The sequence below is a fragment of the Thermosipho sp. (in: thermotogales) genome (genome assembly GCF_020054775.1).
Lineage (GTDB): Bacteria > Thermotogota > Thermotogae > Thermotogales > Fervidobacteriaceae > Thermosipho > Thermosipho africanus.
Genome location: NZ_JAIHAP010000004.1, coordinates 28290 through 53141, shown reverse-complemented (window position 1 = coordinate 53141; position 24852 = coordinate 28290). Strand labels below are relative to the sequence as shown.

22 protein-coding genes and 1 tRNA gene are annotated in these 24852 nt (G+C 30.7%); 13 read left to right on the top strand and 10 right to left on the bottom strand.

What is annotated here, in order from left to right:
* Positions 1-3: 3 nt before the first annotated feature.
* From JG780_RS01790 to recJ, 3 genes are all read right to left on the bottom strand, one after another.
* A tRNA-Arg gene (locus JG780_RS01790) sits at positions 4-80 on the bottom strand.
* A 4-nt stretch (positions 81-84) separates the two neighbouring features.
* Positions 85-693, bottom strand: a complete 609-nt coding sequence (gene ruvX, locus JG780_RS01785; protein ID WP_004100580.1) for a Holliday junction resolvase RuvX — start codon at positions 691-693, stop codon at positions 85-87.
* Positions 694-702: 9 nt separating this feature from the next.
* The gene (gene recJ / locus JG780_RS01780) at positions 703-3630 is read right to left on the bottom strand and encodes a single-stranded-DNA-specific exonuclease RecJ (protein ID WP_287569040.1); all 2928 of its coding nucleotides are present in this window, start codon (positions 3628-3630) and stop codon (positions 703-705) included.
* A gap of 222 nt (positions 3631-3852) precedes the next feature.
* On the opposite strand from recJ, the gene JG780_RS01775 reads away from it, so the two are divergent.
* Genes JG780_RS01775 through JG780_RS01760 form a run of 4 tightly spaced genes read left to right on the top strand, consistent with a single transcriptional unit; the run spans position 3853 to position 7779 of the window.
* Complete coding sequence (locus tag JG780_RS01775; protein ID WP_004100582.1) at positions 3853-4062, top strand: hypothetical protein; 210 nt, start codon at positions 3853-3855, stop codon at positions 4060-4062.
* A gap of 15 nt (positions 4063-4077) precedes the next feature.
* On the top strand, positions 4078-4941 hold the full coding sequence (hslO, locus tag JG780_RS01770) for an Hsp33 family molecular chaperone HslO (RefSeq protein ID WP_287569038.1): 864 nt from the start codon (positions 4078-4080) through the stop codon (positions 4939-4941).
* Complete coding sequence (locus JG780_RS01765; RefSeq protein WP_287569037.1) at positions 4938-6134, top strand: sensor histidine kinase; 1197 nt, start codon at positions 4938-4940, stop codon at positions 6132-6134. The genes hslO and JG780_RS01765 overlap by 4 nt, the downstream gene beginning before the upstream one ends.
* Positions 6124-7779, top strand: a complete 1656-nt coding sequence (locus JG780_RS01760; RefSeq protein WP_287569035.1) for a formate--tetrahydrofolate ligase — start codon at positions 6124-6126, stop codon at positions 7777-7779. The genes JG780_RS01765 and JG780_RS01760 overlap by 11 nt, the downstream gene beginning before the upstream one ends.
* Positions 7780-7871: 92 nt before the next feature.
* On the opposite strand, the gene JG780_RS01755 is transcribed toward JG780_RS01760, so the two are convergent.
* Positions 7872-9791, bottom strand: a complete 1920-nt coding sequence (locus JG780_RS01755; protein WP_287569034.1) for an IGHMBP2 family helicase — start codon at positions 9789-9791, stop codon at positions 7872-7874.
* Positions 9792-9892: 101 nt separating this feature from the next.
* On the opposite strand from JG780_RS01755, the gene JG780_RS01750 reads away from it, so the two are divergent.
* From JG780_RS01750 to JG780_RS01740, 3 genes are all read left to right on the top strand, one after another.
* A complete protein-coding gene (locus tag JG780_RS01750) occupies positions 9893-10153 on the top strand; it encodes an SHOCT domain-containing protein (RefSeq protein ID WP_004100591.1) in 261 nt (86 codons plus the stop codon).
* A gap of 23 nt (positions 10154-10176) precedes the next feature.
* Positions 10177-10737, top strand: coding sequence for a hypothetical protein (locus JG780_RS01745; RefSeq protein WP_004100594.1), 561 nt, complete (start codon positions 10177-10179; stop codon positions 10735-10737).
* A 243-nt stretch (positions 10738-10980) separates the two neighbouring features.
* The gene (locus JG780_RS01740; protein ID WP_004100596.1) at positions 10981-12264 is read left to right on the top strand and encodes a Glu/Leu/Phe/Val family dehydrogenase; all 1284 of its coding nucleotides are present in this window, start codon (positions 10981-10983) and stop codon (positions 12262-12264) included.
* A 68-nt stretch (positions 12265-12332) separates the two neighbouring features.
* Here JG780_RS01740 and acpP read toward each other — a convergent pair whose 3' ends face one another.
* From acpP to JG780_RS01710, 6 genes are all read right to left on the bottom strand, one after another.
* Positions 12333-12563 carry an acyl carrier protein gene (gene acpP, locus JG780_RS01735; RefSeq protein ID WP_004100598.1) on the bottom strand — a complete coding sequence of 77 codons (231 nt, stop codon included), beginning with the start codon at positions 12561-12563 and terminating at the stop codon, positions 12333-12335.
* Between the two features lie 123 nt (positions 12564-12686).
* On the bottom strand, positions 12687-14162 hold the full coding sequence (locus JG780_RS01730) for a tetratricopeptide repeat protein (protein ID WP_287569033.1): 1476 nt from the start codon (positions 14160-14162) through the stop codon (positions 12687-12689).
* 107 nt (positions 14163-14269) lie between these two features.
* Positions 14270-14605, bottom strand: a complete 336-nt coding sequence (locus tag JG780_RS01725) for an HIT family protein (RefSeq protein ID WP_004100603.1) — start codon at positions 14603-14605, stop codon at positions 14270-14272.
* Positions 14606-14616: 11 nt separating this feature from the next.
* On the bottom strand, positions 14617-15822 hold the full coding sequence (locus JG780_RS01720) for an adenylosuccinate synthase (RefSeq protein ID WP_114702175.1): 1206 nt from the start codon (positions 15820-15822) through the stop codon (positions 14617-14619).
* A gap of 15 nt (positions 15823-15837) precedes the next feature.
* Positions 15838-17100: a hypothetical protein gene (locus JG780_RS01715; RefSeq protein WP_287569032.1), complete on the bottom strand. Its 1263-nt coding sequence runs from the start codon at positions 17098-17100 to the stop codon at positions 15838-15840.
* Position 17101: 1 nt separating this feature from the next.
* Positions 17102-17773, bottom strand: a complete 672-nt coding sequence (locus tag JG780_RS01710; RefSeq protein ID WP_012579640.1) for a metal-dependent hydrolase — start codon at positions 17771-17773, stop codon at positions 17102-17104.
* Positions 17774-17885: 112 nt separating this feature from the next.
* Here JG780_RS01710 and JG780_RS01705 point away from each other — a divergent pair, with 112 nt between their 5' ends.
* From JG780_RS01705 to JG780_RS01680, 6 genes are read left to right on the top strand one after another with little or no spacing between them, the layout of a single operon-like run.
* The gene (locus JG780_RS01705; protein WP_004100607.1) at positions 17886-19253 is read left to right on the top strand and encodes a GlmL-related ornithine degradation protein; all 1368 of its coding nucleotides are present in this window, start codon (positions 17886-17888) and stop codon (positions 19251-19253) included.
* A gap of 3 nt (positions 19254-19256) precedes the next feature.
* On the top strand, positions 19257-19844 hold the full coding sequence (locus JG780_RS01700) for an NUDIX domain-containing protein (RefSeq protein WP_004100609.1): 588 nt from the start codon (positions 19257-19259) through the stop codon (positions 19842-19844).
* The gene (gene ispE / locus JG780_RS01695) at positions 19799-20626 is read left to right on the top strand and encodes a 4-(cytidine 5'-diphospho)-2-C-methyl-D-erythritol kinase (RefSeq protein ID WP_287569031.1); all 828 of its coding nucleotides are present in this window, start codon (positions 19799-19801) and stop codon (positions 20624-20626) included. Before JG780_RS01700 ends, ispE begins: the two co-directional genes overlap by 46 nt.
* Positions 20607-22967 carry an AAA family ATPase gene (locus JG780_RS01690; protein ID WP_004100612.1) on the top strand — a complete coding sequence of 787 codons (2361 nt, stop codon included), beginning with the start codon at positions 20607-20609 and terminating at the stop codon, positions 22965-22967. Before ispE ends, JG780_RS01690 begins: the two co-directional genes overlap by 20 nt.
* On the top strand, positions 22967-23962 hold the full coding sequence (gene trpS, locus JG780_RS01685; RefSeq protein WP_004100615.1) for a tryptophan--tRNA ligase: 996 nt from the start codon (positions 22967-22969) through the stop codon (positions 23960-23962). The genes JG780_RS01690 and trpS overlap by 1 nt, the downstream gene beginning before the upstream one ends.
* A gap of 4 nt (positions 23963-23966) precedes the next feature.
* The gene (locus JG780_RS01680; protein ID WP_004100623.1) at positions 23967-24794 is read left to right on the top strand and encodes a mechanosensitive ion channel family protein; all 828 of its coding nucleotides are present in this window, start codon (positions 23967-23969) and stop codon (positions 24792-24794) included.
* The last annotated feature ends 58 nt before the right edge of the window (positions 24795-24852 follow it).

The following is a 24852-nucleotide window of genomic DNA, read 5'->3' as shown; positions in this document are numbered from 1 at the left end:
ACTTGGTGTGCCTGGCGGGATTTGAACCCGCAACCTCTGGATCCGGAGTCCAGGGCTCTATCCAATTGAGCTACAGGCACTTACCTAAACTAATATAATTTTACCACCACTTTTTAAAAAATTCTTTCCATTTTTTTCAAATTCTTTTTTTGTAATGACTATATTATATTTTTTGTCAAGTGTATCAGGATTTGAATATGTAAAATTTCCAATACTTAAATGCAAAAAAGCTATTGAATAATCTTTAGTTAATGCGTCAGCTTTAATATTTTTTGAAGGTGGAACTTCATAAAATAATGCATTTTCTTCCCTTAGTTCTAAATTTAAAAATTTTTCTTTTCTAAATTTTTGAGCAACACTTGGATTTTGTACAAAATCCATAAAGATCTGTCTCGCGCTAAAGGCGTCATCATCTTTAATACCAAAAGAGCTTGCCATTTTTGTAGTCAGCCGTTCATCAATTAAAAAAACGTCGTACCCTTTTTCTACTAATTTATTTGCAAAAGTTAGAACTTTAAGACTCTGTGTTGAATAGTTTCCACTCATTGATAATGGGATACCCATGACGATCTTTTTGGCATTTGAAATAAGTTTCATAATATCTTTAGTTTTTACAGCGCCGCTTTTTGAAATAAAGTTGTTTCCTATTGCGTATCCGCATTTGCTATTTCCATAGTCGATTGCTATTATCATTGTACACCTCTATATTTCAAGATATGTATCATACATATCTCTTTCTTCAATCATCTTATAAATATCCTTTATTGAATTATTTAGTAAGAACATAGTATATCTTTCAAAGTATCTAAGTTCAAATTCACGTTCAATATTTCTAAGAATTTTTTTTCTTTCTTTGTAATCTTTTATTGCTTGATTTAATATCTTCGGAGAAATTGATACATTTTTGGAGAAATTCAAAAATTCTTCTTTGTTTTTTATATTATTTTCAAAGAATTCTTTTACTGCATTTTCGAGGTTTTCTGGAAATAGTTTTTTTAGATGTTCCATTCTCTTTTTGGCGTCCTCTTCGTTGTAATAAAGCTGCAAAATGGTATATGAATCTCCAGAAACTGCATCTATCAATTCTTTAACAGAAAGTGGAAAATCAAAAAGTCTTATTTCTGAACCATTAGGAAGCATCGAAGGGAGTCCATCTGAATTTGTTGATGATACTAATTTTTTTATTCTTCCTTTTTTAATAAGTGTGCTTATAGCCTTTTTTTGGAAATCCTCTAAAATTGGGCTGTAGAATACCAGATCTTTAAATTTGTATCCTTTAGTAATTAATTTTTCATAGAATTTTGTTACGTAGTTATAGTTTGAAAACAAGAATGCAATAGAATCAACGTCATAGTCAATAGTCTTTTTTGAATTCCTTCTATCTTCAAGGCCAAAGTTTAGTTTTCTTTCTTCACTATATAAAGGAATGTTGGTGTCAAATTTATATAGACTTGTAATTATCAATTTTTCTTTTTTTAATTTTTCTAAAAGTTTTTCATACATCTCAGTTGAGAGAGCTGACAAAATATGTATTTCATTTAATACAATAAAGTCAAAATCATCAATTGGTACTTGATCTTCGATTATCATTACTGCATTTGTAATAACATGGTTTGAAATTTTTCTATTTAAAGAATTTACAAATGAAAGGTCCTTAGGTGAGTGCCTTGAAAGGCTTTCATATACATGAAGCGTCTCAATGTTATTTGGATTTACTATTAAAGTTCTTCCTTTTTGCATTAAAAGCATTAAAAATGCGTTTCTTGTCATTGGATCCATTTGTAAAACAAAAGGTCTTTGGATATGAAGATACTTTTCAACTTTTTCATACCTTTGAGAAAGCTCATCAAAAACTCCAAAGTGTTTAAATTCTTCTTCTTTTTGTGATTTCCAGTCATTTGTAAATGAATAAATGAAGTATTTATCGTTGTAATCTTCTTCATGGACGGAAGAAATTTTAAAATCTAAGATATTTAAAATAGGTCCAACTCCATTTTTTCTTATATTTGCAACAACATCTAATGATGTAAGGAAAGCTTGAATTGCAGGTATATCATAATAATTTTTTCTAAGACCGAATCCGATGCCTTCCACAGTTTGTTTGTTTTTGCCTTTAAGGATCATCCTTACGTTGGAGTTGGTGTTTCCAAAAAATCGTATTCTATCAACAATACTATCTTTAATTAAGAAAACAGGTTCAGGATTTCCATGACCAAATGGTTCCAAATACCTGAGAGAATCTATGATTTCATCATTTATATCATCAACTTCTAAAATTGAGTCTATCTCAATTTTTGAGTCTACTTCGAAAAAAGTATTTCCAAATTTTTCTGATATTGCTTCAATTAATTCTGGTATTTTCTCGTTCTTTATGCTAAATCCTATTGCCATTGGATGGCCTCCAAATTCTTCGAAATAACTTGCAAAATCTGATAAAACTTCTAAAATATTTACACCATCCACGCTTCTACCTGAGCCTCTTCCAATTCCGTTTTCCAAAGATACAACTAAAGAAGGTTTGTTATATTTTTGAACTAATTTTGTGGCTACAATTCCTAAGACACCTGCATGCCAGTTGTCACCGCTTACAATTAAAATTGGCAGATCTTTAATTTTAGAATGTTCAATCTTTTCTATTGCTTCTTTGAAGATTTTGTTTTCAATCTCTTGCCTAGTAAAGTTGTATCCCATTAACATTTCAGCAAGTTGTTCTGCAGAAGAAATGTTATCAGTCATTATTAGTTTGTAAGCATCTTCTGCTGAATAAAGTCTTCCCGCTGCATTCAATTTTGGTGCAAGCCTGTATCCTATATCTTGACTTGATATATTTGTAATATTTAATTTTTTCATAAGCTGTAAAAGACCAATTCTGTTAGTTGTATTAAGTTTCTTTAAACCTTCTTTTACTATATATCGATTTTCATCAACTAAATCCACCATATCAGCTATTGTTCCTAATGCAACAATATCTAATACTTCATCAACTTCATCGCCTGGAATTCCAAGCTCTTGCGCGACAGCAGAAATTAATTTATATGCTACTCCAACTCCTGCAAAATCCCTGAAAGGGTATGTTTCATCATCTCTTTTTGGATCAACCACAGCGTGAGCTTCAGGAATTTTATCTTTGATTGTATGATGATCGGTTATAATTACGTACATCCCTAGTTCTCTTGCTTTTTCTACTGCTTCAAAACTTGTTATTCCGCAATCAACGCTCAAGAGAACTCTGTAGCCTTTTTTAAAATATTCTTCTACAACTTGTGGTTGTATGCCATAACCCTCATCAAGACGGTTTGGAATGTAATAATCAACTTTCCAACCATATTTTGAGAGGAAAGTTACAAGGGTGGCCACACCGGTGATACCATCTACATCGTAATCACCATATACAAATACTGGAAGCTTTTTTTCTCTTGCTTCCAATAAATACCTAACAGCCTTATCCATGTCTTTTAACAAAAATGGAGAGCGAAGGTGTTTTTTAGATGGGTATAGGAATTTTTCAATTTCTTCAAAATCTGTATAGCCTCTTGTTACCAATAACTGAGAAGTTAAAAATGGAAGATTTAACTCCTCAGAGATCTTCTGAGCAAGCTCCTTATTAAATTTTTTTAATTCCCATTTCACTATCCTACTCCTTTCTTTTTTATTTTTTCTTTTGTAATTATTTTACCACAACTAAAATTTAATTAAAAGAATTTAATTTTTTTTAAAAAATGTTGTATAATATAATTGCATTTCTACTTTTCTCACCCTCTTTTCTTTTTTCTTACTGTGTTCCATGTTCCACCAGCAACATTTTGTAAACGGAAACAAGCTTTACCAAAAAATTTCATAGGAGGTGGAATTATGAGGAACACCCCTTACTATTGGCTAGTTCTTCTTGGAGAAAAAGAGTATCATATTTTACCAATACTTTTTGTTCCATCTCAATCCCATGTTGATAACATTCTTGAAACGATTTACAAAAACAAACTTATTGATTTTGAAGTCAAAAAGGTAATGTTTTCAGATAATTTTGAAGCAGTTAAGAGGGTTACTGAAAAATATCTTAATTAAGAAGGGTAGTTTTATATGTTGAAAAATGGTATTGCTTACAAGGCTCTTGTTAGGTTTTCAGTAATAGATAGTACACAAATTGTTAGGGCTGCAACAGAAAAACATGGACTTTCTCCAATTTCTGCGGTAGCATTAGGTAGATTGTTGACTGGTGCTGCATTAATGATTCCTTGGCTTTCTGAAAAAGAAACATTAACCTATATTATTGAAGGTTCAAATCAAATAAAGTACATAGCTTCTCAAGCAAAAAGTGATGGTACTGTAAGAGGCTACGTTATCCCAAAGATAGTTGAAACAATGACAAATGAACTTGGAAAATTTGATTTAAAAAATGCTATAGGAAAAGGCACATTGAAGGTAGTAAGAGATCTAAATTTAAAAACTCCATATGTTACACCAGTTGAGTTAGTAAGCGGAGAAATAGCAGAGGACCTTGCACATTATTTTGCTGTTTCCGAACAGCTCCCAACTGCTATAGCACTTGGAGTTTTAGTTGACAAAAATGGTATTAAAAAAGCCGGTGGAATAGTTATTCAAATTTTGGATAAAAATTTACCTGAAAGTGATATACTAGAAATTGAGAAAAAATTTAAAGAAATTACTCCGATATCAAACTTTTTAGAGAATAATACTGTTGAAGATGTTGTAAAACATATATTTGGGGATAAAATTGAAAAAATTGAAGAAAGAGAAGTAGAATTCAAATGTAATTGTTCATATCAAAAGGCTGTTGAGTCATTGAAGCTTTTAAAAGTAGATGAGCTTAAAGAAATGTTAAACGAAGGAAAAGCTGAAGTTGAGTGTAAATGGTGTAGTACAAAATATTATATTGAAAAAGAGGATATCGAAAAGATTTTGGAGGAAAAAGAAGAAAAATGAGTATTTCATCTAAAGTAACTTATATAACTACTGTTATTACAGCTATTACAATGGCAATAGTTTTGATCCTTTTATACTCAAGTATTCGGTTGATGATCTATCAGTCGACTAAAAAAGATCTAATTGAAAGTGTTAGACCTTGGCTTGTTACACCCATGGGAAGAATGCACAATCCAAAAAATGATATTTATATTTCAAAAGATGGGGTCGTTATTGTTGATCCTTACGAAATTGGGCCAATAAATAAAATAGGGAAGTTTGAAATTAATGGTAGAACTTACCTTTTTTTAAGGGCAGAAAATTTGATAGTTGGAAAAGATATTACTCCTATAGTAAATTACTTAAATAACATAAAGAAAATTTTTGTGTATATTTTTGCTATTTCATTGTCACTTATTAGTTTTCTTACATACTTTATAACAAAGAAATCTACAAAGCATTTAAGAAATTTTGTCAGTGAGCTTTCAAAAATTAAAGGCGATAATTTAAGTTATAGATTTATAAAGCCGAATACTCATGATGAAGTAGATGAGCTTGTTGAAAAATTTAACGAACTTATGGATCGTGTTGAAAAAAATTACAAGCTTCAAGAAGAATTTGTATCAAATGTATCTCATGAATTAAAAACTCCAATAGCAAACTTAATAGGTTATTCGAAAATGCTTGAAAGATGGGGTCACAAAGATGAACAAATTTTAAAAGAGGCTATAGATTCTATTGCTCAAACTTCCAAGAAGATGAAAGACTTGGTTGAAAATATGATATTACTTTCAAAAAATCTGGAACTTGATATGGAACAAATTAATTTAAGAACGCTAGTTGAAGGGATAGTAGCTGGATATAAAGATATTGAAATTAAAATAATCGGAGATGGAACAATTTTGGCCAATAAAGAAGCTTTAGAGATTGTAATTAAAAATTTAGTTGATAATGCTATATATCATGGAAAAGCACCTATTGAGATAAAATTGTATCAAGACAGAATAGAAGTATCAGATCACGGAGAAGGTATAAGCAATGATTTAAAAGAAAGGATATTTGAGAAATTTCATAAGTCGAGAAAATCTAAAGGTCATGGATTAGGACTATATATAGTAAAGAAACTTTGTGATCAAATGGGGCTTAATATTTATATTAAGAATGATAAATATACCACATTTGTAGTTGAAAGGAGTGAAAAAGATGAAAACTGATATTGAAATTGCAAGAGAAGCAAAATTGGAGAAAATAACAAAAATAGCAGAAAAAATAGACATATCAGAAGAATATGTTGAGCCATATGGAAAGTACATAGCAAAAGTTGATTTGAAAATATGGGAAAAAGTTAAAAATAACAAAGATGGAAAGTTAATTTTGGTAACTGCAATGACCCCAACCCCAGCCGGAGAAGGTAAAACAACAACAAGTATAGGGCTTTCTATGGCACTAAATAGACTCGGGAAAAAATCAATAGTGACACTTAGAGAACCATCACTTGGTCCGGTATTTGGAATTAAAGGTGGGGCTGCCGGGGGAGGCTATTCTCAAGTTCTCCCAATGGAGAATATAAATCTTCATTTTACCGGTGATATACACGCAGTTTCAGCGGCTCATAATTTGATATCAGCAGTAATAGATGCACATATAAAGTTTGGAAATGAACTTGGAATTGATCCCACTCGTATATATTGGAAAAGAACCATTGACATGAATGATAGGGCTCTTAGAAATATAGTTGTAGGTCTTGGAGGAAGTGCAAATGGGCAGCCACGTGAAGATGGATTTATAATTACTGCTGCATCTGAAATTATGGCTATTTTGTGTCTTGCTAAAGATCTTAAGGATCTAAAAGAAAGACTTTCAAATATAGTTGTAGCTCAAAGTTATGACAAAAAGCTTATTAAAGTAAAAGATTTAAAAATTGAAGGAGCACTTGCAGTTTTATTGAAAGATGCTATTAAACCTAATCTTGTTCAAACAATTGAAAATACACCTGCATTTGTACACGGAGGGCCATTTGCAAATATTGCCCATGGAACAAATAGCATAATTGCAACAAAATTAGCGTTAAAGCTTTCTGATTATGTAGTAACAGAAGCAGGATTTGCAGCAGATTTAGGTGCGGAAAAGTTTCTTGATTTTGTTTCTCCAACTGCAGGCTACGATGTAAATGCAGTTGTTGTAGTTGCTACAATAAAAGCTTTAAAATACCATGGTGGTGTTAAAAAAGATGAACTTGACAAAGAAAATGTAGAAGCAATGCTAAAAGGATTGGAAAATCTTAGAGTGCATGTTGAAAATTTGAAAAAATATAATGTTCCGGTTATTGTAGCTCTCAATGTGTTTGGAAGTGACACGCAAAGAGAATTAGATGAATTTTCAAAGAATTGTGAAATTCCTCATGCACTTGTTTATGCCTTTGAAAAGGGTGGAGAAGGTGCTGTTGATTTAGCAAATCTTGTTCTTGAAAACATAAAAGAGAATCAATATAAGCCTCTTATTAAACCAGAAATGAGTCTCGAAGAAAAAATTGAAACACTTGCAAAAGAAATTTACAGGGCAAGGAACGTGATTTATACCGATAAAGCAAAAAGTAAATTGAAGTTCTTAAGAAAGCATGGATATGATACACTACCGGTAATTGTTGCAAAAACACAATCAAGTATTTCTGATGATCCAAAAAAGATTAATGCACCATCTGGTTATACTTTTACAATAAGAGATTTTGAACTTTCTGCAGGTGCAGGGTTTATAGTGGCACTTGCAGGTGACATTATGAGAATGCCGGGGCTTTCAAAAATTCCAAATGCGGTTAATATAGACATTGATGAAGAAGGAAATATAATTGGTTTATCATAATATAAGATCCTATAAAAAGTGTCTAGTTACTTTTTTAAAGAATAAAATGTGAAAAAATTATAGCAATTTCCCCAGAATGTCTGGGGAATTTTTTATACTAAATATACTCCTTTATTTTTTACAAACTCAATAAATTTTTTGTAAGTTGGATGGTTTTCAAGAGTTGATGAATCACCGATGCAAATTAATTTTCTTTTTGCACGTGTGATTGATACATTTAAACGTCTCAGATCTGTTAAGAATCCTAATTCTTTTCTCTGATTTGATCTAACAAATGAAATGATTATAACTTCCTTTTCTCTTCCTTGAAATCCATCAACTGTATTAACTTCTACTCCAAGATTGAAAGATTTAATTAAATCGACTTGGTCATCGTAAGGTGTTATAACACCAATATATTCTCTATTTAACCCAAGTTTTAGAAATTTTTCAACAATATCTTTTACAATATTTGCTTCAAGCTCATTGAAATATGAAGTTGAATCCTTTTTTTGGTTTTCTGTTTTATTTTTTCTACTTTTTGTGTCAATGAAAATAATTGTATTTTCAGGTTTTGTAATTTCATCACTACCTTCAAATCCAAGATCTTTTAAAGTTATATTTCCAATGCCTGATTTGAGTTTTCCATTGTAAAATTCTATATTTGGAAATTCCATTATTTTTTCATTCATTCTATATTGAATATTGAGAAGTTCTTTCATGTGTGGATATTTATCAACGAGTATTTCAAATAATGTTATAGAAAGTTCTTTTGCTTTTTCTGAGATAATAGTTGGTGGAAGCTGTTTGTGATCTCCAGCTAGTACAAATTTTTTACCTTTTGAAAGCGGAATTAAAACACTAGGTATAGTAGTTTGTGCTGCTTCATCTATAACGACAACATCAAATTCAAATCCTTTTAAAATTTCAGAATATGAGGATGAGTTTGTTGAAAATACAACACTTGAGTTTTCAATTATATCTTTTGAAATCTCTTCCTCAAGTTTTTCCATTTCTTCTTTGATTTTTTCTATTTTATTGTTTAAAGTTATCCACTCTGCCATGGCATTTATCATTTTTAATGGTATTCCCCTTGTTGTTTTACCTTCTTTTGAAAGTTTCAAAATTTGTTCATCCGAAAGTCCACGTCTCCACTTTTGTATAGGTTTTTGGAATTTCTCTCTTTTTTCTATTAAATTTGAAAACTCTTCTTTTAATTTATAGAGTTCTTTATATCTTTCATGTTTTTCTATTTTGAACAAAAGAGTAGAGGATAAAAGTTTTTTTGATACTCTTGAAGGATGACCAATCCTTACATGAGAGACTTTTTCAGAGAGCCTTTCAACAAGATTATCAACAGCCATATTGCTATCTGCCGAAACAAGAACTTTTTTCCCTCTCTTTACTTCCTGTAAGATATACTCAACGAGTGTTCTTGTTTTTCCGGTTCCAAATGGACCGTGAATAAGGAAAAAGTTTTTGCTTGAAAGTGCTTTAGAAATGGAAAGTTTTTGAGAATAATTAAGATTTTTATCAAAAGGTTTAAAATCAATTTTTTTAATATCATCAAATTTGATATCTTTTAGAATGTAAGAAAGAACTTTTTTGCCATTTTCAGATAAGTTTTTTAAATTATCAATTTGCCTTTTATATGTTACGTCGCTTGCGTAGAGATCAATTCTAACTTCTTTAAAACTTTTTGGAAGGAGTTTGTCTAACGAAACTACTATAAATTTTGAACCTTTTTCGACTACAACACCTTTAAAATCGTCTCTAACTTTTCCTTTATTTTTATTTATTAATACTTCATCACCAACATTAATTTCTGTTTCAATTATTTTACTTCTTCCAAATTTAATAAGATATAATCCAAGTTCTTCTCCGATTACTTTTGGCTTTAAATTTAATATTGCTCTTCCCTTTTTTTCTCGTTCAAAGCCAGATAAATTTTTTATTTCCCACTCCATTTTTTTTATTTCTTCATTTCTTTCTAATTGAACAAGTTTAATTAATTTCTCAATGTATTTTTTCAATTTTGATCACCTCACCTTTTTTATTATATCATTACAGTTTCTAAGGATTTTTTAAGGTTAAATATATATAATGAAGATGTAAAGTGCAGGGAGGTGAGATAATGCATTGGTTCTATCCAGTATGGTACCACGGCTTTTATGGATGGATTATTCCAGTAATTGGACTTGTTTTATTTATCCTAGTAGTGTTCTTATTTTATAGAATATTAAAAAACTTGATAAAAGATTTTAATGAAAAAACGTCTTCGTCGTACAATTTTTCAAATGATGAGAGTTTGAAAATTTTAAACGAGAGATTTGCCAGAGGAGAAATTAGTGAAGATGAATATAAAAGAATCAAAAGTCTAATCCTAAAAAACTAATTTTTAAATAGGAGGTGGAAGTTATGAGAAAATTGGTGTTTTTACTTGTTTCAATTGTATTTATAAGTGCATTATTTGCTTTTCCTTATAATTATCAAACAGCTAAACCGATGGATTATGAAAATGTATGGGATAAGTTAAGAAATGTAGAAGTAAGTGAACCAGCAACATACACAGGAACAATAAAAGAAGTTTACATAATAGCAAATCCAGGTTTTTCAAAGTCAAAAATTATACTTGAAACAGATGAAGGAAGCGATGTTGAGATATTTGTTGGACCTATGTGGAGATTTTTTGAATTTAAACCTGGAGAAAAAGTAGAACTTGAAGTAGTAAAAGTTAATTTTAGCAAAGATTCATCATTTTATTTAGCATACAAACTTAGAAGTGAAGGTATTACAGTAGAAATTCCTTACAAACAAATGATAAAAGAAAGAATTGAAAATTTAAAAAGGCTCAAATTTCAAAATAATGTGGTCCCAGGATTTCAAAGAAGACCATTTAGACCGATGATGCCACACTATGGTAATCCTTATGGAAATGGTTATCCTCCAATGAATAGGCCACAAAATGGATGGAAATAGAAAGTAGGGCGCACTTGAGCGCCCTACTTATTTTTTTGTAGTATTTCGTAAAGTATTTTATCACAATTTTTGAAAAAATAAACGTATCCTATTAAAAGCTTTGATTAGTATATTAAAGAATTATGTTATATTCTTCAATAATTCAGTTTTATGTTAGGATTTTCACAAAATATAAAGTTTGATAAATATACTAATATAAGTGATAATTTAAGTGTATTACAACAACATAGGGAGGTATTGAAAATGAGATTAAGTGAACTTGGTAGATTAGAGGCTCCTGGACCACTTTATAAAATGGCACAAAACCAATTCTTAAGAGCTGCAAAACTCATGGATTTAGACCCAAACATTGGTAACTTTTTACTTTGGCCACAAAAATCACTAATTGTTCATTTTCCAGTAGTAATGGATGATGGGAGAGTTGAAATATTCGAAGGATATAGAGTTCAACATAATACAGCAAGAGGTCCTGCAAAAGGTGGTATAAGGTATCACCCAGAAACAAATTTAGATGAAGTTTCTTCACTTGCATTCTGGATGACTTGGAAATGTGCTGTTGTTAACCTTCCATACGGTGGAGGTAAAGGTGGAGTTAGAGTTGATCCTAGAAAATTATCAGAAAAAGAATTAGAAAAACTCAGTAGAAGATTCTTCTCTGAAATTCAAATGATGGTAGGACCAACAAAAGATATTCCTGCACCAGACGTAAATACAAATGCAAAAATTATGGCATGGTTTATGGATACTTACAGCATGAATACTGGAAATACTACACTTGGTGTAGTTACCGGAAAACCATTAGACCTTGGTGGATCAGAAGGAAGACCAGAAGCAACCGGTCGTGGTGTTTCAATTACAGCTGCTGAAGCATGTAAGGCAAAAGGAATGGATATTTCAAAAGCAACAGTAGCAGTTCAAGGTTTTGGAAACGTAGGTTCTTATGCAGCAAAAATTTTACATGAAGAATATGGTGCAAAAATTGTTGCAGTAAGTGACGTAAGTGGTGGCTTATACTGTGAAGAAGGCTTCGATGTAAATGACCTTATTAGATACAGAGACGAAAATGGAGGAGTTATCAAAGGATATCCAAAAGGTAAACCAATATCAAATGAGGAATTACTCACATTAGATGTTGATATCTTAGTTCCTGCAGCGCTTGAAAATGCAATTAATGGAGAGATCGCAAAAGATGTTAGAGCAAAGATTATAGTTGAAGGTGCAAACGGTCCAACAACAGAAGAAGCAGAAAAAATATTAATCGAAAAAGATGTCCTTATTGTTCCTGATATTCTAGCAAACGCTGGTGGAGTTACAGTATCATACTTTGAATGGGTACAAGACTTACAAAGCTTCTTCTGGGATATAGATGATATTAGAAAGAAATTGCACAGGATAATGACAAAATCTTTCAGTGAAGTATACGCAACAAAAGAAAAATACAACACAGATATGAGAACAGCTGCATACATTGTCGCAATTTCAAGAGTAGCAGAAGCAGTCAAAAAAAGAGGATATTTCCCAATGTAATAAAGTCTATAAAAAATCAAGCCCCCTTCAAATTTTTGAAGGGGGCTTTTAATTTTGTATAGTAAAAATTAAACTCTTGCGCTAATTAAATCAATAACATCTTTTACTGTGTTAATTTTTGAAAGATCGGAATCTTCCACTTTTACTCCAAATTCATCTTCAAAGGCCATGACTAAATCCACCATATCTAATGAATCAGCACCTAAATCCTCAGTCAAACTCTTTTCGTCCGTAACTTCTTCAATATCCACACCAAGTTGGTCAGCGATAATTTCCCTTATTTTTTGAATTTTTTCCATTTTAATCACCTCCTGTCATAGGAAATAATACCACAGAGAAAAGTTAGTGTCAATTAAAAAATTTAATGTAAATTAATTTTTAAAACAAAAATAAATCCCGCATTCTTGCGGGATTTATTATACCTATATGTTTAATATAAACTTCATTAATTTTCCAAGGAAAGTATTTTCATCTAATTCGTACTGAGTTGGTTCATAACTTAATAGTTCTAAAAATTTTAAAATAAATTCTTCTAAATCATTTGGTTCGGTATAATTTTCCCAAAAATCTTCTAAGGAAGTTCTTTCAATTTCAAGCATGTGTTGGGCTTTTTTCATTAAAGGAAAATCATACTCTGAAAGTACTTCTAAAGATTTATCTATTAAATCTTCAAAGTTTAATTTTTCAAAGAGTCTTCCAAAGTATATTATTTGAAAGACTTTATAAAAACTAACTATCTTATCAATTTTAAATAAAACCATGGAAGCTTTTACAAGGTTTTTTTCAATTAATATTGGATCTGCACCGGCAATATAGGCACTTGAAATTATATATGAAAGTTTTTGATTAAAATCTTTAGCTTCTATTTTTGAAAATTCATCTAGGATAATTTCTCCTTTTTCATCCGTTAGATCAAATACTTTTTCTAGCTCGTCAAATTGAAAGTTTATATTGGAAAGCTTTTCTTCTAGTTCGTCTTTTAATTTGAATAGTACTTTTTTCAGGAAATCAACATATTCGGGATCATATTTTGTTAATTTATCAAGGATTTTATGATCGTATCCTTTAGTATAGAGCAAAATTTTTAAATAATTTTCTTCATACTCTTCTCCAGCAAGTTTAAGGTTTTCCTCTGCATCTTCATACAAACCTAAATTTTTTTGTAGTAATCCAAGTTCATTATATACTTCTGGAGTTGGGTAATTATTTGCCAACTCCTTTAGAATCTGCAAAGCTTGAAAATGTTTTCCAAGTCTAATTAAAGTATATGAAAGGTTGTATGCAATTTCAGGTTTGTACTCCACAGATAATCCATCTCTAAAAATTTTTTCAGCCTTTTCAAATTTTTGAAGTTCATTATATAAGACCCCTAATCTCAAATATACCTGTGGTAGTTTTTCAATTTTTAAAGCAGATTTATATGCAATTTCTGCATCTTTAAATTGACCATTTTCAAAGTATGTATCTCCAATTTTTAAAAGAGGTAATGAGAATTCTTTGTTTAATTCAAATGCCTTCATGTATATTTCTATTGCTTCATCGTAATCCTTTTTTAAATAAAGAACGTTCCCTAGTTCATAGTATCCAATATAGAAATTAGGATTTAATGATACTGCTTGTTTTAACTCAATTTCTGCGTTATCATAATCACCTAGTTTAGCAAATAATAATCCATAGTAAAAGTGATATCTGTAATCGTATAATACATTTTTTGCTTTTTCGAGTATTTTTCTCGCTTCTTCATATTTTTGTTCATTAAGTAATTTTTTAAACTTTTCATAGTAAAAATAAACAAGGTAAGTTGCCCAATAATCTGTTTTTTCAACAGAATATTGGGCTTCAAGTCCTCTTACTATGACATCTAAAGGTATTCTATCCATTTCTGTAATAAGCGGCATATCCTCAACTAAAACAGGTAGTTTGACTGGTAAATTCTGTTTTTTGGCAACTTCAGGTTTTATTGGTAAATATACTATAGCCTTGATCCTATCACTCCTCCTATTTTTTAACCAATTTTCCCAAATTTTCTTCCGGCAATTACATGAAAATGTATATGTGGAATTTCTTGTCCCGCTTGTTTTCCATTGTTTTGAACAATTCTATATTCTTTAAAATTTAGTTCTTCTGATAATTTTTTAATTATATTAAATATTTTCCAAAATCTTCTTTGATCATCTTCTGATAATTCGTGTATTACAGGAACGTGTTTTTTATAAATAACTAAAAGATGTATTGGGGCAACAGGGTTAATGTCTTTGATAACTATAAAATCTTCATCTTCGTATAACTTTTCGGATGGAATTTCATTGTTTATTATTTTACAAAATACACAGTTTTCCATGTTTTCCCTCCCTACAATTTTATTATTTCTTCAACTTTTGGACCTACAGAAATATGTGTTATTTTTCTTTTTACGTAAGATTCAATAAAGCTTAAGTATTCATTGAATTCTTTTGAAGTGTGATTTTCCCAGCCATCAAGAGTTTCATATATTGGTTCTGCTTTTTCCAAGTCATCTACTGAGCTAATTCTATCTACAATGTTACCGTCAATTTTGTATGCCACACAAACTTTTATTTTTTCCATGCCGTTTAGTATATCTCCTTTTGTCATTACAAGTTCTGTAGCTCCAGATACTGTAATTGCATACTTTAAGAGAGGAAGATCAAGCCAACCACATCTTCTAGGACGTCCTGTAGTTGCTCCAAATTCGTGACCTCTTTTTCTTATTTCTTCACCTTCTTTTCCAAATGCTTCTGTTGGAAATGGTCCATTTCCAACTCTTGTTAAATAAGCTTTGAAAACGCCTATATAATTCTCAGTTTTTACAGGAAAGCCAACACCATTTTGGATTCCAGTTGTATTACAATTTGCTCCAGTTACGTACGGATAGGTTCCAACATCTATATCCAGTAGTACGCCTTGTGTGCTTTCAAATAATATTTTGTTTTTGTTTATTAGGTTAATAATTTCTCCATGAGGGACTATATGGCTTTTTAGTTTTTCGTATGAGGTTAAAACATTTTCAATACTTTCGACTTCAATATTATATAGATTTTTGTAGAGTTTTGAAATGTTCTTTATTTTTTCATAGAATTTATCTTTATTTTTAAAATCACTAAGTCTTATTCCTATTCTATGCACTTTATCAGCATAAGCTGGACCTATTCCGCGTTTTGTGGTTCCAACAGCATTTTTCCCTTTAATTTGTTCTAACTTTTCATCTAGTTTCTTATGATGTGGCAAGACAACATGTGCAAGTTCTGAAATGTAAAGTTTAGGATATGTACCTGTTTTACTTTTAAATTCTTCAATTTCTTCGACTAGTTGTTCTAAATCCAAAACAACTCCGTTAGAAATAATGGCTCCAACATTTTTTTTTACGTAAAATGAAGGTAGCAGGTGGTGAATCAATTTAAAATCAGTATATTCAACTGTGTGTCCAGCGTTGCTACCACCACTGTATCTTACCACATAATCATAATCCTTTGAGAAATAAGTTGTTACTTTACCTTTTCCTTCGTCCCCCCACTGTAATCCAAAAATAACGCTTTTCAAGAAAATTCACCTCGCTTAATAATCTTCAATAGTAGATTTTTTATCACTAACAATGTTTTCTATTTCTACCAATCTTTTCAACAATTTTGATTTTAATGTTTCAACTTTTTCTATTTTCGATTTATAAAATTTTCCAACACAAAATGTATTTAATTTTAAACTTGCAAACTCAACATTTTTTCCATGAAAGTATACTCCTCTTTCAAATGTGACTTTTTCTATCTGAGAAAATCTTATTACAATATTTGAAAAATCAGCAACTGTTAAAGACTTGGATCTGAGATTATATATATTAATATTTGTTAGACCTTCCACTCTTGAATTAGTAGAGTCAATATTATTTAATATAACTTCTCTAGTATTTGCAATATTTAAATTTGTTATTGTTGAGTTTTCTAAAACTAGAAAAGCGATGTGTTTAGCGTTTATGCTAGAAATAACAGAATTTTTTATTACAACAACGTTAGTTTTTGAAACATTTACATTTTCAAGATGTGCATTTTCTATATAGACAAGTTGCCCTCCATTTGAGGAAATTTCACCATCAAAATTTTTTGTTTTTGAGACAAATTTTCCATTTTCTGAAACATCAAAGCTAATATACCCAGAAAATGAAACATCTTCTGGAATATAAACTGTTCCTTTTACTGTTATTCCACTTTTTCCTATGCTCTTTAATTCAACACCTGGTTCAAAAAAGAGTACGGCTTTTTCAGGAATTACAACACGTCCAACAATTTTGTATGGAGATTTTGAGCTGAGTAAAATATTCTTATTATTTATTCCTGATATAGGAGTTTTAGAGTCAAGTGGTGTTATATTGCTTACGCTTGGTGGAACTATGGAAAAGCCTCCTATATTTTTTGCTTCATCTATATTGCAGAATAAGAAAGGGGCTTTTTCATCTCTTTTAAAGCTTCCGGTAATTTTTTCACCAAAGAAATTTATTCTATTTTCGTAATTAATTTTTAAAACTTCATTTTCCAAAATAACAAGATTAGGATCCCTTGTAGTGAATATTGTAGAAGTTGGTGGAATAGTGTCTATAATAACTTTAAACAAGAATTCCTGGTAACTTCCTACCAATCTTAAAGAATGAACTCCTTCTTCAAAGTCAAGACCATTTATTTTTTTATTTTTTATAGCAACTCCATTAAAATATCCATCTAGATTTTCAAATTCAATCTCAACATCGTTACTTCCGATGTACCGCGGGATATTGAAAGAAAAAAGTGTTAAAGAGAAAAGTACTAGGAAAATTACAATAATTTTTTTCACTTTATATCTCCACACTTTCGCCAGGTTTTAGAATAATGCACTTAACTCCTAATTGCTTGGAACCCTTTTTAAATTTTTCTTCATCAGCGCTTATAATATCCCATGTGTTATAGTGCATAGGAATTACTACCTTAGGTTTTATCATTTCTACAGCCTTTAAGGCATCTTCAACATCCATTACAAAATTTCCACCAATTGGTAATATTGCAACATCAACACCACGTAAAAGTTCCATATCTTTTGTAAGACCTGTATCTCCTGCATGATATACAGATTTTTCAGAATAAATAACAAATCCCCCAGGATTACCTCCATATATTATATTATCTCCTTCAATTATGCCTGACCCATGTAAAGCAGGCGTCATTTTTAATTTGCCAAAATCAAAATTAAATGATCCTCCAATATGCATTGGATGAACTTTATTAACACCTTTCTTTTGAAGATAATTGCATATTTCAAAGTTTGAAACAACAGTTGCATTATATTTTTTAGAAAGCTCCACAGTATCTCCAATGTGATCTCCATGGCCATGAGTTACTAGTATATAATCTATTTTGTCAAAAGAAAAATCTTTTGGAAATGCAGGATTTCCAGTTATAAATGGATCAATTAATATCTTTTTATTTGTTTCAATAAGAAAAACAGCATGCCCTAAAAATGTAATTTTCATATTTTACACCTCCCTATCCATTTTTTACAACTAAATTATACTCTATAACTTATATAACTTGCAATATACTTTTTCAACTTTCGTGTTAAAATTTAAAAAGGGGGTGAATAAATTGAAGGTTGATTTAGTTTTTGCAGAAATTGGTTCAACTACAACTGTGGTAACAGCCTTTCACAATTTGGATGGAAAAGTAAAAATTTTAGCTCAGGGAGAACATTGGACAACTGTAAATGAAGGGGACGTAACAATTGGAATAGAGAGAGCAATTGAAAATTTAAAAGAAAAACTGGGAGTCTCTAATTTTTCATGGGATAAATTTGCTGCTTCAAGTAGTGCAGCCGGTGGGCTAAAAATGACAGTTCATGGTCTAGTATATGATATGACTGTTCGAGCTGCAAAAGAAGCTGCACTTGGTGCGGGGGCTGTAATAAAATATATTACGGCAGGAAAAATGGATGAATTTCATCTTCACAAGATAAAGCAGATTTCGCCAAAATTAATACTTCTTGCCGGTGGAGTTGACTATGGAGAAAAAGAGACAGTAATTCATAATGCAAAATTACTGTCAAAGCTTGAGTTGGATGTTCCTATTATTTATGCAGGTAATATCGCCGCAGCAGAACAGGTTGAATTCATTTTAAAAAATTCTGGAAAAACTGTTTTTGTGACTGAAAATGTTTATCCCAAAATAGATCAGTTAAATGTTGAACCTACTAGAAATATAATAAAAGAAGTTTTTGCAAAACATATTACTAAAGCACCTGGCATGGAAAAGATTTATGATGTTGTAGATTATGAAATTCATACAACCCCTGGTGCTGTAATGAAGGCGACGCAACTTTTATCTGAAATTTATGGAGATGTCTTAACAGTTGATATTGGTGGAGCTACAACAGATGTAGATTCAGTAACAGAAGGAAGTAATGAAATTCAAGAGATTACAATTTCTCCAGAACCTGTTGCAAAGCGTACTGTTGAAGGTGATCTTGGATTGTTTGTTAATGCTCACAATGTTATTGATTTAATTGGTAAAGAAAATTTAAAGCACGAATTTGAAAACTTAGATGAATTGATAGAAAGAATTTCACCTTATCCAAAAACGGACCAAGATGAATATTTTATATCAAAACTTGCCTTATATTGCTTTCAGCAAGGAATAAGAAGACATGTCGGTAAAAAAAAGCATATATATACTGCGTTGGGAAGAAAATTAATAGCGGAAGGGAAAGATTTAACTGCTGTTAGGTATCTTTTTGGGACGGGAGGTTTTTTAAGTCGTTCAAAGTATGCAAAAGATGTTTTGAAAACTGTGAATAATCTGTCAAAATTACATCCGATGGAGCTTTTACCACAGAATGAAGTTAAAATATTTAGAGATAAATATTACATTTTTGCCGCGATAGGTGTAATTGCTAGTGAAATTGATAAAGAAATAGCTAAAAAGATATTATTAGAAGATCTAGAAGAATTGGGAGGTTAAAAAATGTATGAGAATGAGAAAGTTTTGGTTGTGCCGACAGAAGATGTGGAAAGACTTTGTAATAAAAGGCATGGATTAATTTTTGTTAATGAATATGATATAATTTCGTTAATAGAAAATAAAGGTTTTTTTGTTGATAGAAATTCTGCAGAAACTGATGAAACTATAAGGCAAGTAATACCGTATATTGTATTAAGAGAAGAAAATAAATTTTTGCTTTTTAAAAGAACAAGTAAACAGGGGGAAAAACGATTACACAATCAAATAACTATAGGTGTTGGAGGACATATTAATACAGATGATTCGTTAGAACCATTGGAAGCATTTAAAAATGGTCTTATACGAGAAATAAACGAAGAAGTTGACGTTGATATAAAATCTTTAAACTATGTCGGAGTTATTAACGTAGTGGATACCCCTGTAAGTAGAGTTCATGTAGGTATATGTTACGTTGCAGATGTAAAATACAAGGGATTGAAAGAAAAGGACAAATTTATAGAACTGTTCACTGAAAATCCGAGGGAATATTTTGAGGAGATGGAAGGATGGAGCAAAACGGTAGTACAGTCGTTAGAGCTTATGCAAAAATAAATCTTTCTTTGGATGTAGTAAAAAAAAGAGACGATGGATATCATGAAATTAATTCATTATTTCAGAATATATCTCTTTATGATAGATTGTCAATTGTAAAGATAGATAGAGGACTTGAAATTAAATCAAATGTTGAAATTGAGAATAATATACTTTATAAAGTATGGGATTTGTTTTGTGAAAAATACAAAGAGCCAGAATTTGGTTTTAGGGTAATTCTTGAAAAAAACATTCCAATGGAAGCAGGACTAGGTGGAGGAAGTGCTGATGCTGCAGCTTTATTGTTTTTTCTTGGAAAAACTTTTAAAATTCCAACTTCTGAACTTTTGAATTTAGCAATAAAAATTGGTAGCGATGTTCCTTTTTTTCTAATAGGAGGTACTGCAGTAGTTAAGGGAAAAGGAGAAAAAATTGAACCGCTTCCGGCTCTTAAAGGCTATTATGTAGACCTTTTGACTAGTGAAAATGGTATATCTACAAAGGAAGCGTATAGACTTTTAAATCCTTCTTTGTTTAACAGAGCACCATGTTCTCCATATGTCTTATACGAAGCATATAAAAACAGGAATGCAGGAGAAATTAAAAGGTGTACTTATAATATTTTTGAAAAGGTGGTTGCAAATAACTATAAAGAAATTATGGCGAATATAAAAAGGTTAAGAAGGACTCATATAACAGCAGCTTTAACAGGTAGTGGAAGCGCTGTTTTTGGCGTTTCGTTTAGAGATGGTAAGTATAAGTTTGTTTCAAGGGGGGTTGAATATGAAGAAACTAAGTTATAATGATTTAAAAATAGATAATAAATTGTTTCCAAAAATTGCTACTTCAAAAAATGTAAGTCCTTGTGATACATTTATTGGTCGTGACAATGCTTTTGATTCTATGAATTTTGGGCTTTCAATAGATAAACCGGGATACAATATATTTATTGTCGGTCCCAGTGGGACGGGAAGAAAGTCATTTGCGCTCTCTGTTACAAAGAAATTTGCAAAATCAAAGAAAAATTATTATGATCTTGTTTATACAATTGATCTTGATGATCCGTATTCTGCAAAAGCTATTTTGCTTCCTCCTGGGCAGGGTCGAAAATTAAAAGAAAAGCTTGAAAATTCGGCTGAGGAAATTTTTACAAATATTCAAAAGACATTTGAAAGTGAAGAATATGAAGAAAAAAGAAAAGAACTTGAAGAGGAATATAACGAAAAACGTGAAAGTATTATTAAAGAGCTTTCTAAAAAAGCTTTAAGATTGGGTTTTTTAATAAAACTTGCTCCAACAGGAATAATTTATATACCTCAGATTGATGGAAAGGCATTGACTCCTGAAGAATTTGAAAAGCTTTCAGAAGAAGTAAAACAGACATTTGAAGAAAATTCCAAAAAAGTAGAACATCTTATATCTGGTGCACTGCACCAGCTTCGAAAACTTGATTTAGAATACAAGGAAAAATTTAATGATTTAGATAAATATGCTACATTGTTTTCAATAGAATCTTTATTTGAAGAATTGAAAGACGAATTTAGATACAGTGAAAAACTTGTGAACCATTTTGAAAAGCTTAAAAATCACATTGTAAAGCATATAGGTCAAATAAAAAAATCTGATGACTGGAAAAATTACATTAAACATATTCTAACTATTAATTTAATAGTTGACAATTCACAGGAGAATAGTGCTCCTGTAGTTTATGAAAATAACCCTACATATCCCAATCTTTTTGGAAAAGTTGAATACATTTCAAAATCTGGTGTTTTATACACAGATTTTTCAATGATAAGAGGGGGATCAATACATAGAGCAAATGGAGGCTATCTCATACTCAATGCGGAGGATTTGCTAAAATTTCCTTATGTTTGGGATAAATTAAAGAAAACTTTAATGTCTAAGAAAATTCAAATTGAGAATCTGGATAGTGCTTACGGAGTTAGTCCAACAATTACTTTAAAGCCAGAACCTATTGATTTGAATTTAAAGGTAATTTTAATAGGAACACCAGATTTATATTATATTTTATACGAGTATGATGAAGATTTTAAAAAACTATTTAAGGTAAAAGTTGAATTTGATTGGGAAATGGATGCTACAAGGGATAACATTAAGCAATATTATTCCTTTTTGTCAAATGTTGTAGAAGCAAATGAATTAAATCCCCTTGATTCTTCTGCTTTAAAGAAAATAATCTGGTATTCTATGAGACTATCAGAAAATAAAGAAAAGATATCGATGAAGATGGGAAGTATAGCCGATTTAGTTATAGAATCTGATTATTATTCAAAATTAAGAAATTCTGAGACAATTTCAAAGCAAGATGTTGAAAAAGCTATAGTATCTCGTGAAAATAGAACAAAACTTATAATGGATAAATACGATGAAGCATTGAAGAAGTACGAGATAATGATAGAAACTCATGGAAAGGTTGTAGGTCAGATTAATGGTTTAACTGTAAGTCAATTTGGTGATTTTTCTTTTGGAATGCCAGTAAAAATAACTGCAAAAACTTATGTTGGAAATACAGGAATTATTGATATACAAAGGGAATCTGATTTAAGTGGAAACATTCATGGGAAAGCCGTGTTAACGTTAATGGGTTATTTGGGAAGTAAATATGCAAGGGAATTTCCAATTTCAATAGGGGTCTCGATTAGCTTTGAACAAGTCTATGGTGTGGTTGAAGGAGACAGTGCGTCTCTTGCAGAAACAATTGCAATAATTTCTGCTATCTCAAATATTCCAATTAGACAATCAATTGCTGTTACAGGATCTATAAACCAACATGGAATAGTTCAACCTATTGGTGGAGCAATTGAAAAAGTGGAAGGATTTTATAGGTTATGCAAGCACAGGGGATTAGATGGAACTCACGGTGTTATTATTCCAGAATCAAATATCAAAAATTTGGTATTAAAAGATGAAATTTTAAATGATATTAAAAAGGGACTATTTAACATATGGGCTGTTAAAACAGTGGATGAAGCAATTGAAATTTTGATGGAGAAACCAGCTGGCAAATTAAATTCAAAGGGTAAATATCCGCGCGGCACTGTAAATTATATCGTTGAGGAAAGATTAAAAAGTATATATGAAAAGCTGGAAGGAAAAACAAAAAGTAGGAGGTCAAAATAATGAGAGTGCTTAGTGGAATGAGACCAACAGGAAAATTACATATCGGACATCTTTTTGGCGCACTTTCATCTTGGGTAGAACTTCAAGAAAAAGGTCATGAATGTTTTTATTTTGTGGCTGATTGGCATGCACTAACTACTCATTACAATGACACCAAAGAAATTGTAAATAATTCAATAGAGCTTGTTAAATCTTACCTTGCAGTTGGAATTGATCCAAATAAATCTACAATTTTTATTCAATCTGAGATTAAAGAACATGCAGAATTAACACTATTATTTTCAATGTTTGTTTCAGTTTCAAGGCTAGAGAGAGTTCCAACTTACAAAGAAATAAAGCAGCAACTTTCCGATAAAGATCTTTCAAATGCTGGATTTTTAATTTATCCGGTACTTCAAGCTGCTGATATTTTAATTTACAGGGCAACAGGTGTCCCAGTTGGTGAAGATCAAGTCTATCATATAGAACTTACAAGAGAGATTGCAAGAAGGTTTAATTACTTATACAAAGAAGTATTTCCAGAGCCTGAACCAATATTATCAAAGGTTCCAAAACTCTTGGGAACAGATGGGAGAAAAATGAGTAAAAGTTATGGAAATACAATTCCATTAGTGGCTGATGAAGAAACTCTTAAAAAAATGGTTATGCCTATGATTACGGATCCGGCAAGACAAAGAAGAACAGATCCTGGAAATCCTGAAAAATGTCCTGTATGGGACTATCACAAAGCTTTTGGAATTTCAGATAAAGATGCTGAATGGGTAAAAGATGGATGTACAAATGCAAAAATTGGTTGTGTGGATTGTAAAAAGTTGTTGTTAAAAAATATGAAGGAAAGACTAGAGCCTATTTGGGAAAGGTATAACAGTCTTACTGATGACTATGTAAAAGACGTAATAGTTGAAGGAAATAAAAAAGCAAGACAAGTTGCAAGAGAAACAATAGAGATGGTAAGAGATGCAATGCAGCTAGATTACAATTTTTTAAGGAAGTGAAAAAATGAAGGAAATATTTCAAAATTTTTGGGATGAGGTACTATTATCAATCATCTCTGTTTTAGTTGGTTATGTAGTTTATAAGTACTTAACTAAGATTATTCAAAAATCCTTAGAAGCTTTTGGAAAAGAGTTAAAAGCTCCAAAAACTGTAAAGTTTTTTGTTGGTGTTATTATTTCAGTTTTTGTAATACTTGCCTTGTTAAGCATTTGGAAAGTCAACCTTGTACCATATATAACTGGGCTTGGGATATCGAGTATAATTGTAGGTCTTGCCCTTCAAGAGCCGTTAACTAATTTTGTTTCAGGGATTCTAGTTATGTCTACTAGAAAGTTATTTGAAGGGGAAGTTGTAGACATAAATGGAGTTACAGGTGTTGTTGATGAGATAAAGATTAATCACAGTTATATTAAAAGTTTTGACGGAAAATTAATTTTAATTCCAAATAAATCTGTATGGAGTGGAATAGTTACGAAATTTTGGCCAGGTCCTGTTAGAAGAGTAACAATGGATGTTGGAGTTTCGTATAACACTGATTTGGAAACTGCATTTAAATTACTTCAAAAAGCAATTGAAGAAGAACCACTTGTTGTAAAAGAAGGTGTTAGTAATTTTATTGCTTTTAAACAATTTGGGGCGAGTTCAATAGATTTTACTGTTTATTTTTGGGTTGAAAGAAGTACTTATTTTGATGCTGTTAATTCACTTGCATTTAGAATAAAGAAAATATTTGATGAAAACAATATTGAAATACCATTTACCCAAATTGATGTTCATTTAGATTATCAAAATCTTGGAAAAGTTTTTATTTCAGAAGATAAAAAAATATAAATAACTTTACCAAGCAAAAGTTCATAAATAAGACTATACAGTAAAGAAATGTTAATAA

Bases quoted from the DNA above. Each gene is read 5' to 3' on its own strand.
- ruvX (WP_004100580.1), bottom strand. From the start codon at position 693: ATGATAATAGCAATCGACTATGGAAATAGCAAATGCGGATACGCAATA.
- JG780_RS01775 (WP_004100582.1), top strand. From the start codon at position 3,853: ATGAGGAACACCCCTTACTATTGGCTAGTTCTTCTTGGAGAAAAAGAG.
- hslO (WP_287569038.1), top strand. From the start codon at position 4,078: ATGTTGAAAAATGGTATTGCTTACAAGGCTCTTGTTAGGTTTTCAGTA.
- JG780_RS01765 (WP_287569037.1), top strand. From the start codon at position 4,938: ATGAGTATTTCATCTAAAGTAACTTATATAACTACTGTTATTACAGCT.
- JG780_RS01760 (WP_287569035.1), top strand. From the start codon at position 6,124: ATGAAAACTGATATTGAAATTGCAAGAGAAGCAAAATTGGAGAAAATA.
- JG780_RS01750 (WP_004100591.1), top strand. From the start codon at position 9,893: ATGCATTGGTTCTATCCAGTATGGTACCACGGCTTTTATGGATGGATT.
- JG780_RS01745 (WP_004100594.1), top strand. From the start codon at position 10,177: ATGAGAAAATTGGTGTTTTTACTTGTTTCAATTGTATTTATAAGTGCA.
- JG780_RS01740 (WP_004100596.1), top strand. From the start codon at position 10,981: ATGAGATTAAGTGAACTTGGTAGATTAGAGGCTCCTGGACCACTTTAT.
- acpP (WP_004100598.1), bottom strand. From the start codon at position 12,563: ATGGAAAAAATTCAAAAAATAAGGGAAATTATCGCTGACCAACTTGGT.
- JG780_RS01730 (WP_287569033.1), bottom strand. From the start codon at position 14,162: ATGCCGCTTATTACAGAAATGGATAGAATACCTTTAGATGTCATAGTA.
- JG780_RS01725 (WP_004100603.1), bottom strand. From the start codon at position 14,605: ATGGAAAACTGTGTATTTTGTAAAATAATAAACAATGAAATTCCATCC.
- JG780_RS01710 (WP_012579640.1), bottom strand. From the start codon at position 17,773: ATGAAAATTACATTTTTAGGGCATGCTGTTTTTCTTATTGAAACAAAT.
- JG780_RS01700 (WP_004100609.1), top strand. From the start codon at position 19,257: ATGTATGAGAATGAGAAAGTTTTGGTTGTGCCGACAGAAGATGTGGAA.
- ispE (WP_287569031.1), top strand. From the start codon at position 19,799: ATGGAGCAAAACGGTAGTACAGTCGTTAGAGCTTATGCAAAAATAAAT.
- JG780_RS01690 (WP_004100612.1), top strand. From the start codon at position 20,607: ATGAAGAAACTAAGTTATAATGATTTAAAAATAGATAATAAATTGTTT.
- trpS (WP_004100615.1), top strand. From the start codon at position 22,967: ATGAGAGTGCTTAGTGGAATGAGACCAACAGGAAAATTACATATCGGA.
- JG780_RS01680 (WP_004100623.1), top strand. From the start codon at position 23,967: ATGAAGGAAATATTTCAAAATTTTTGGGATGAGGTACTATTATCAATC.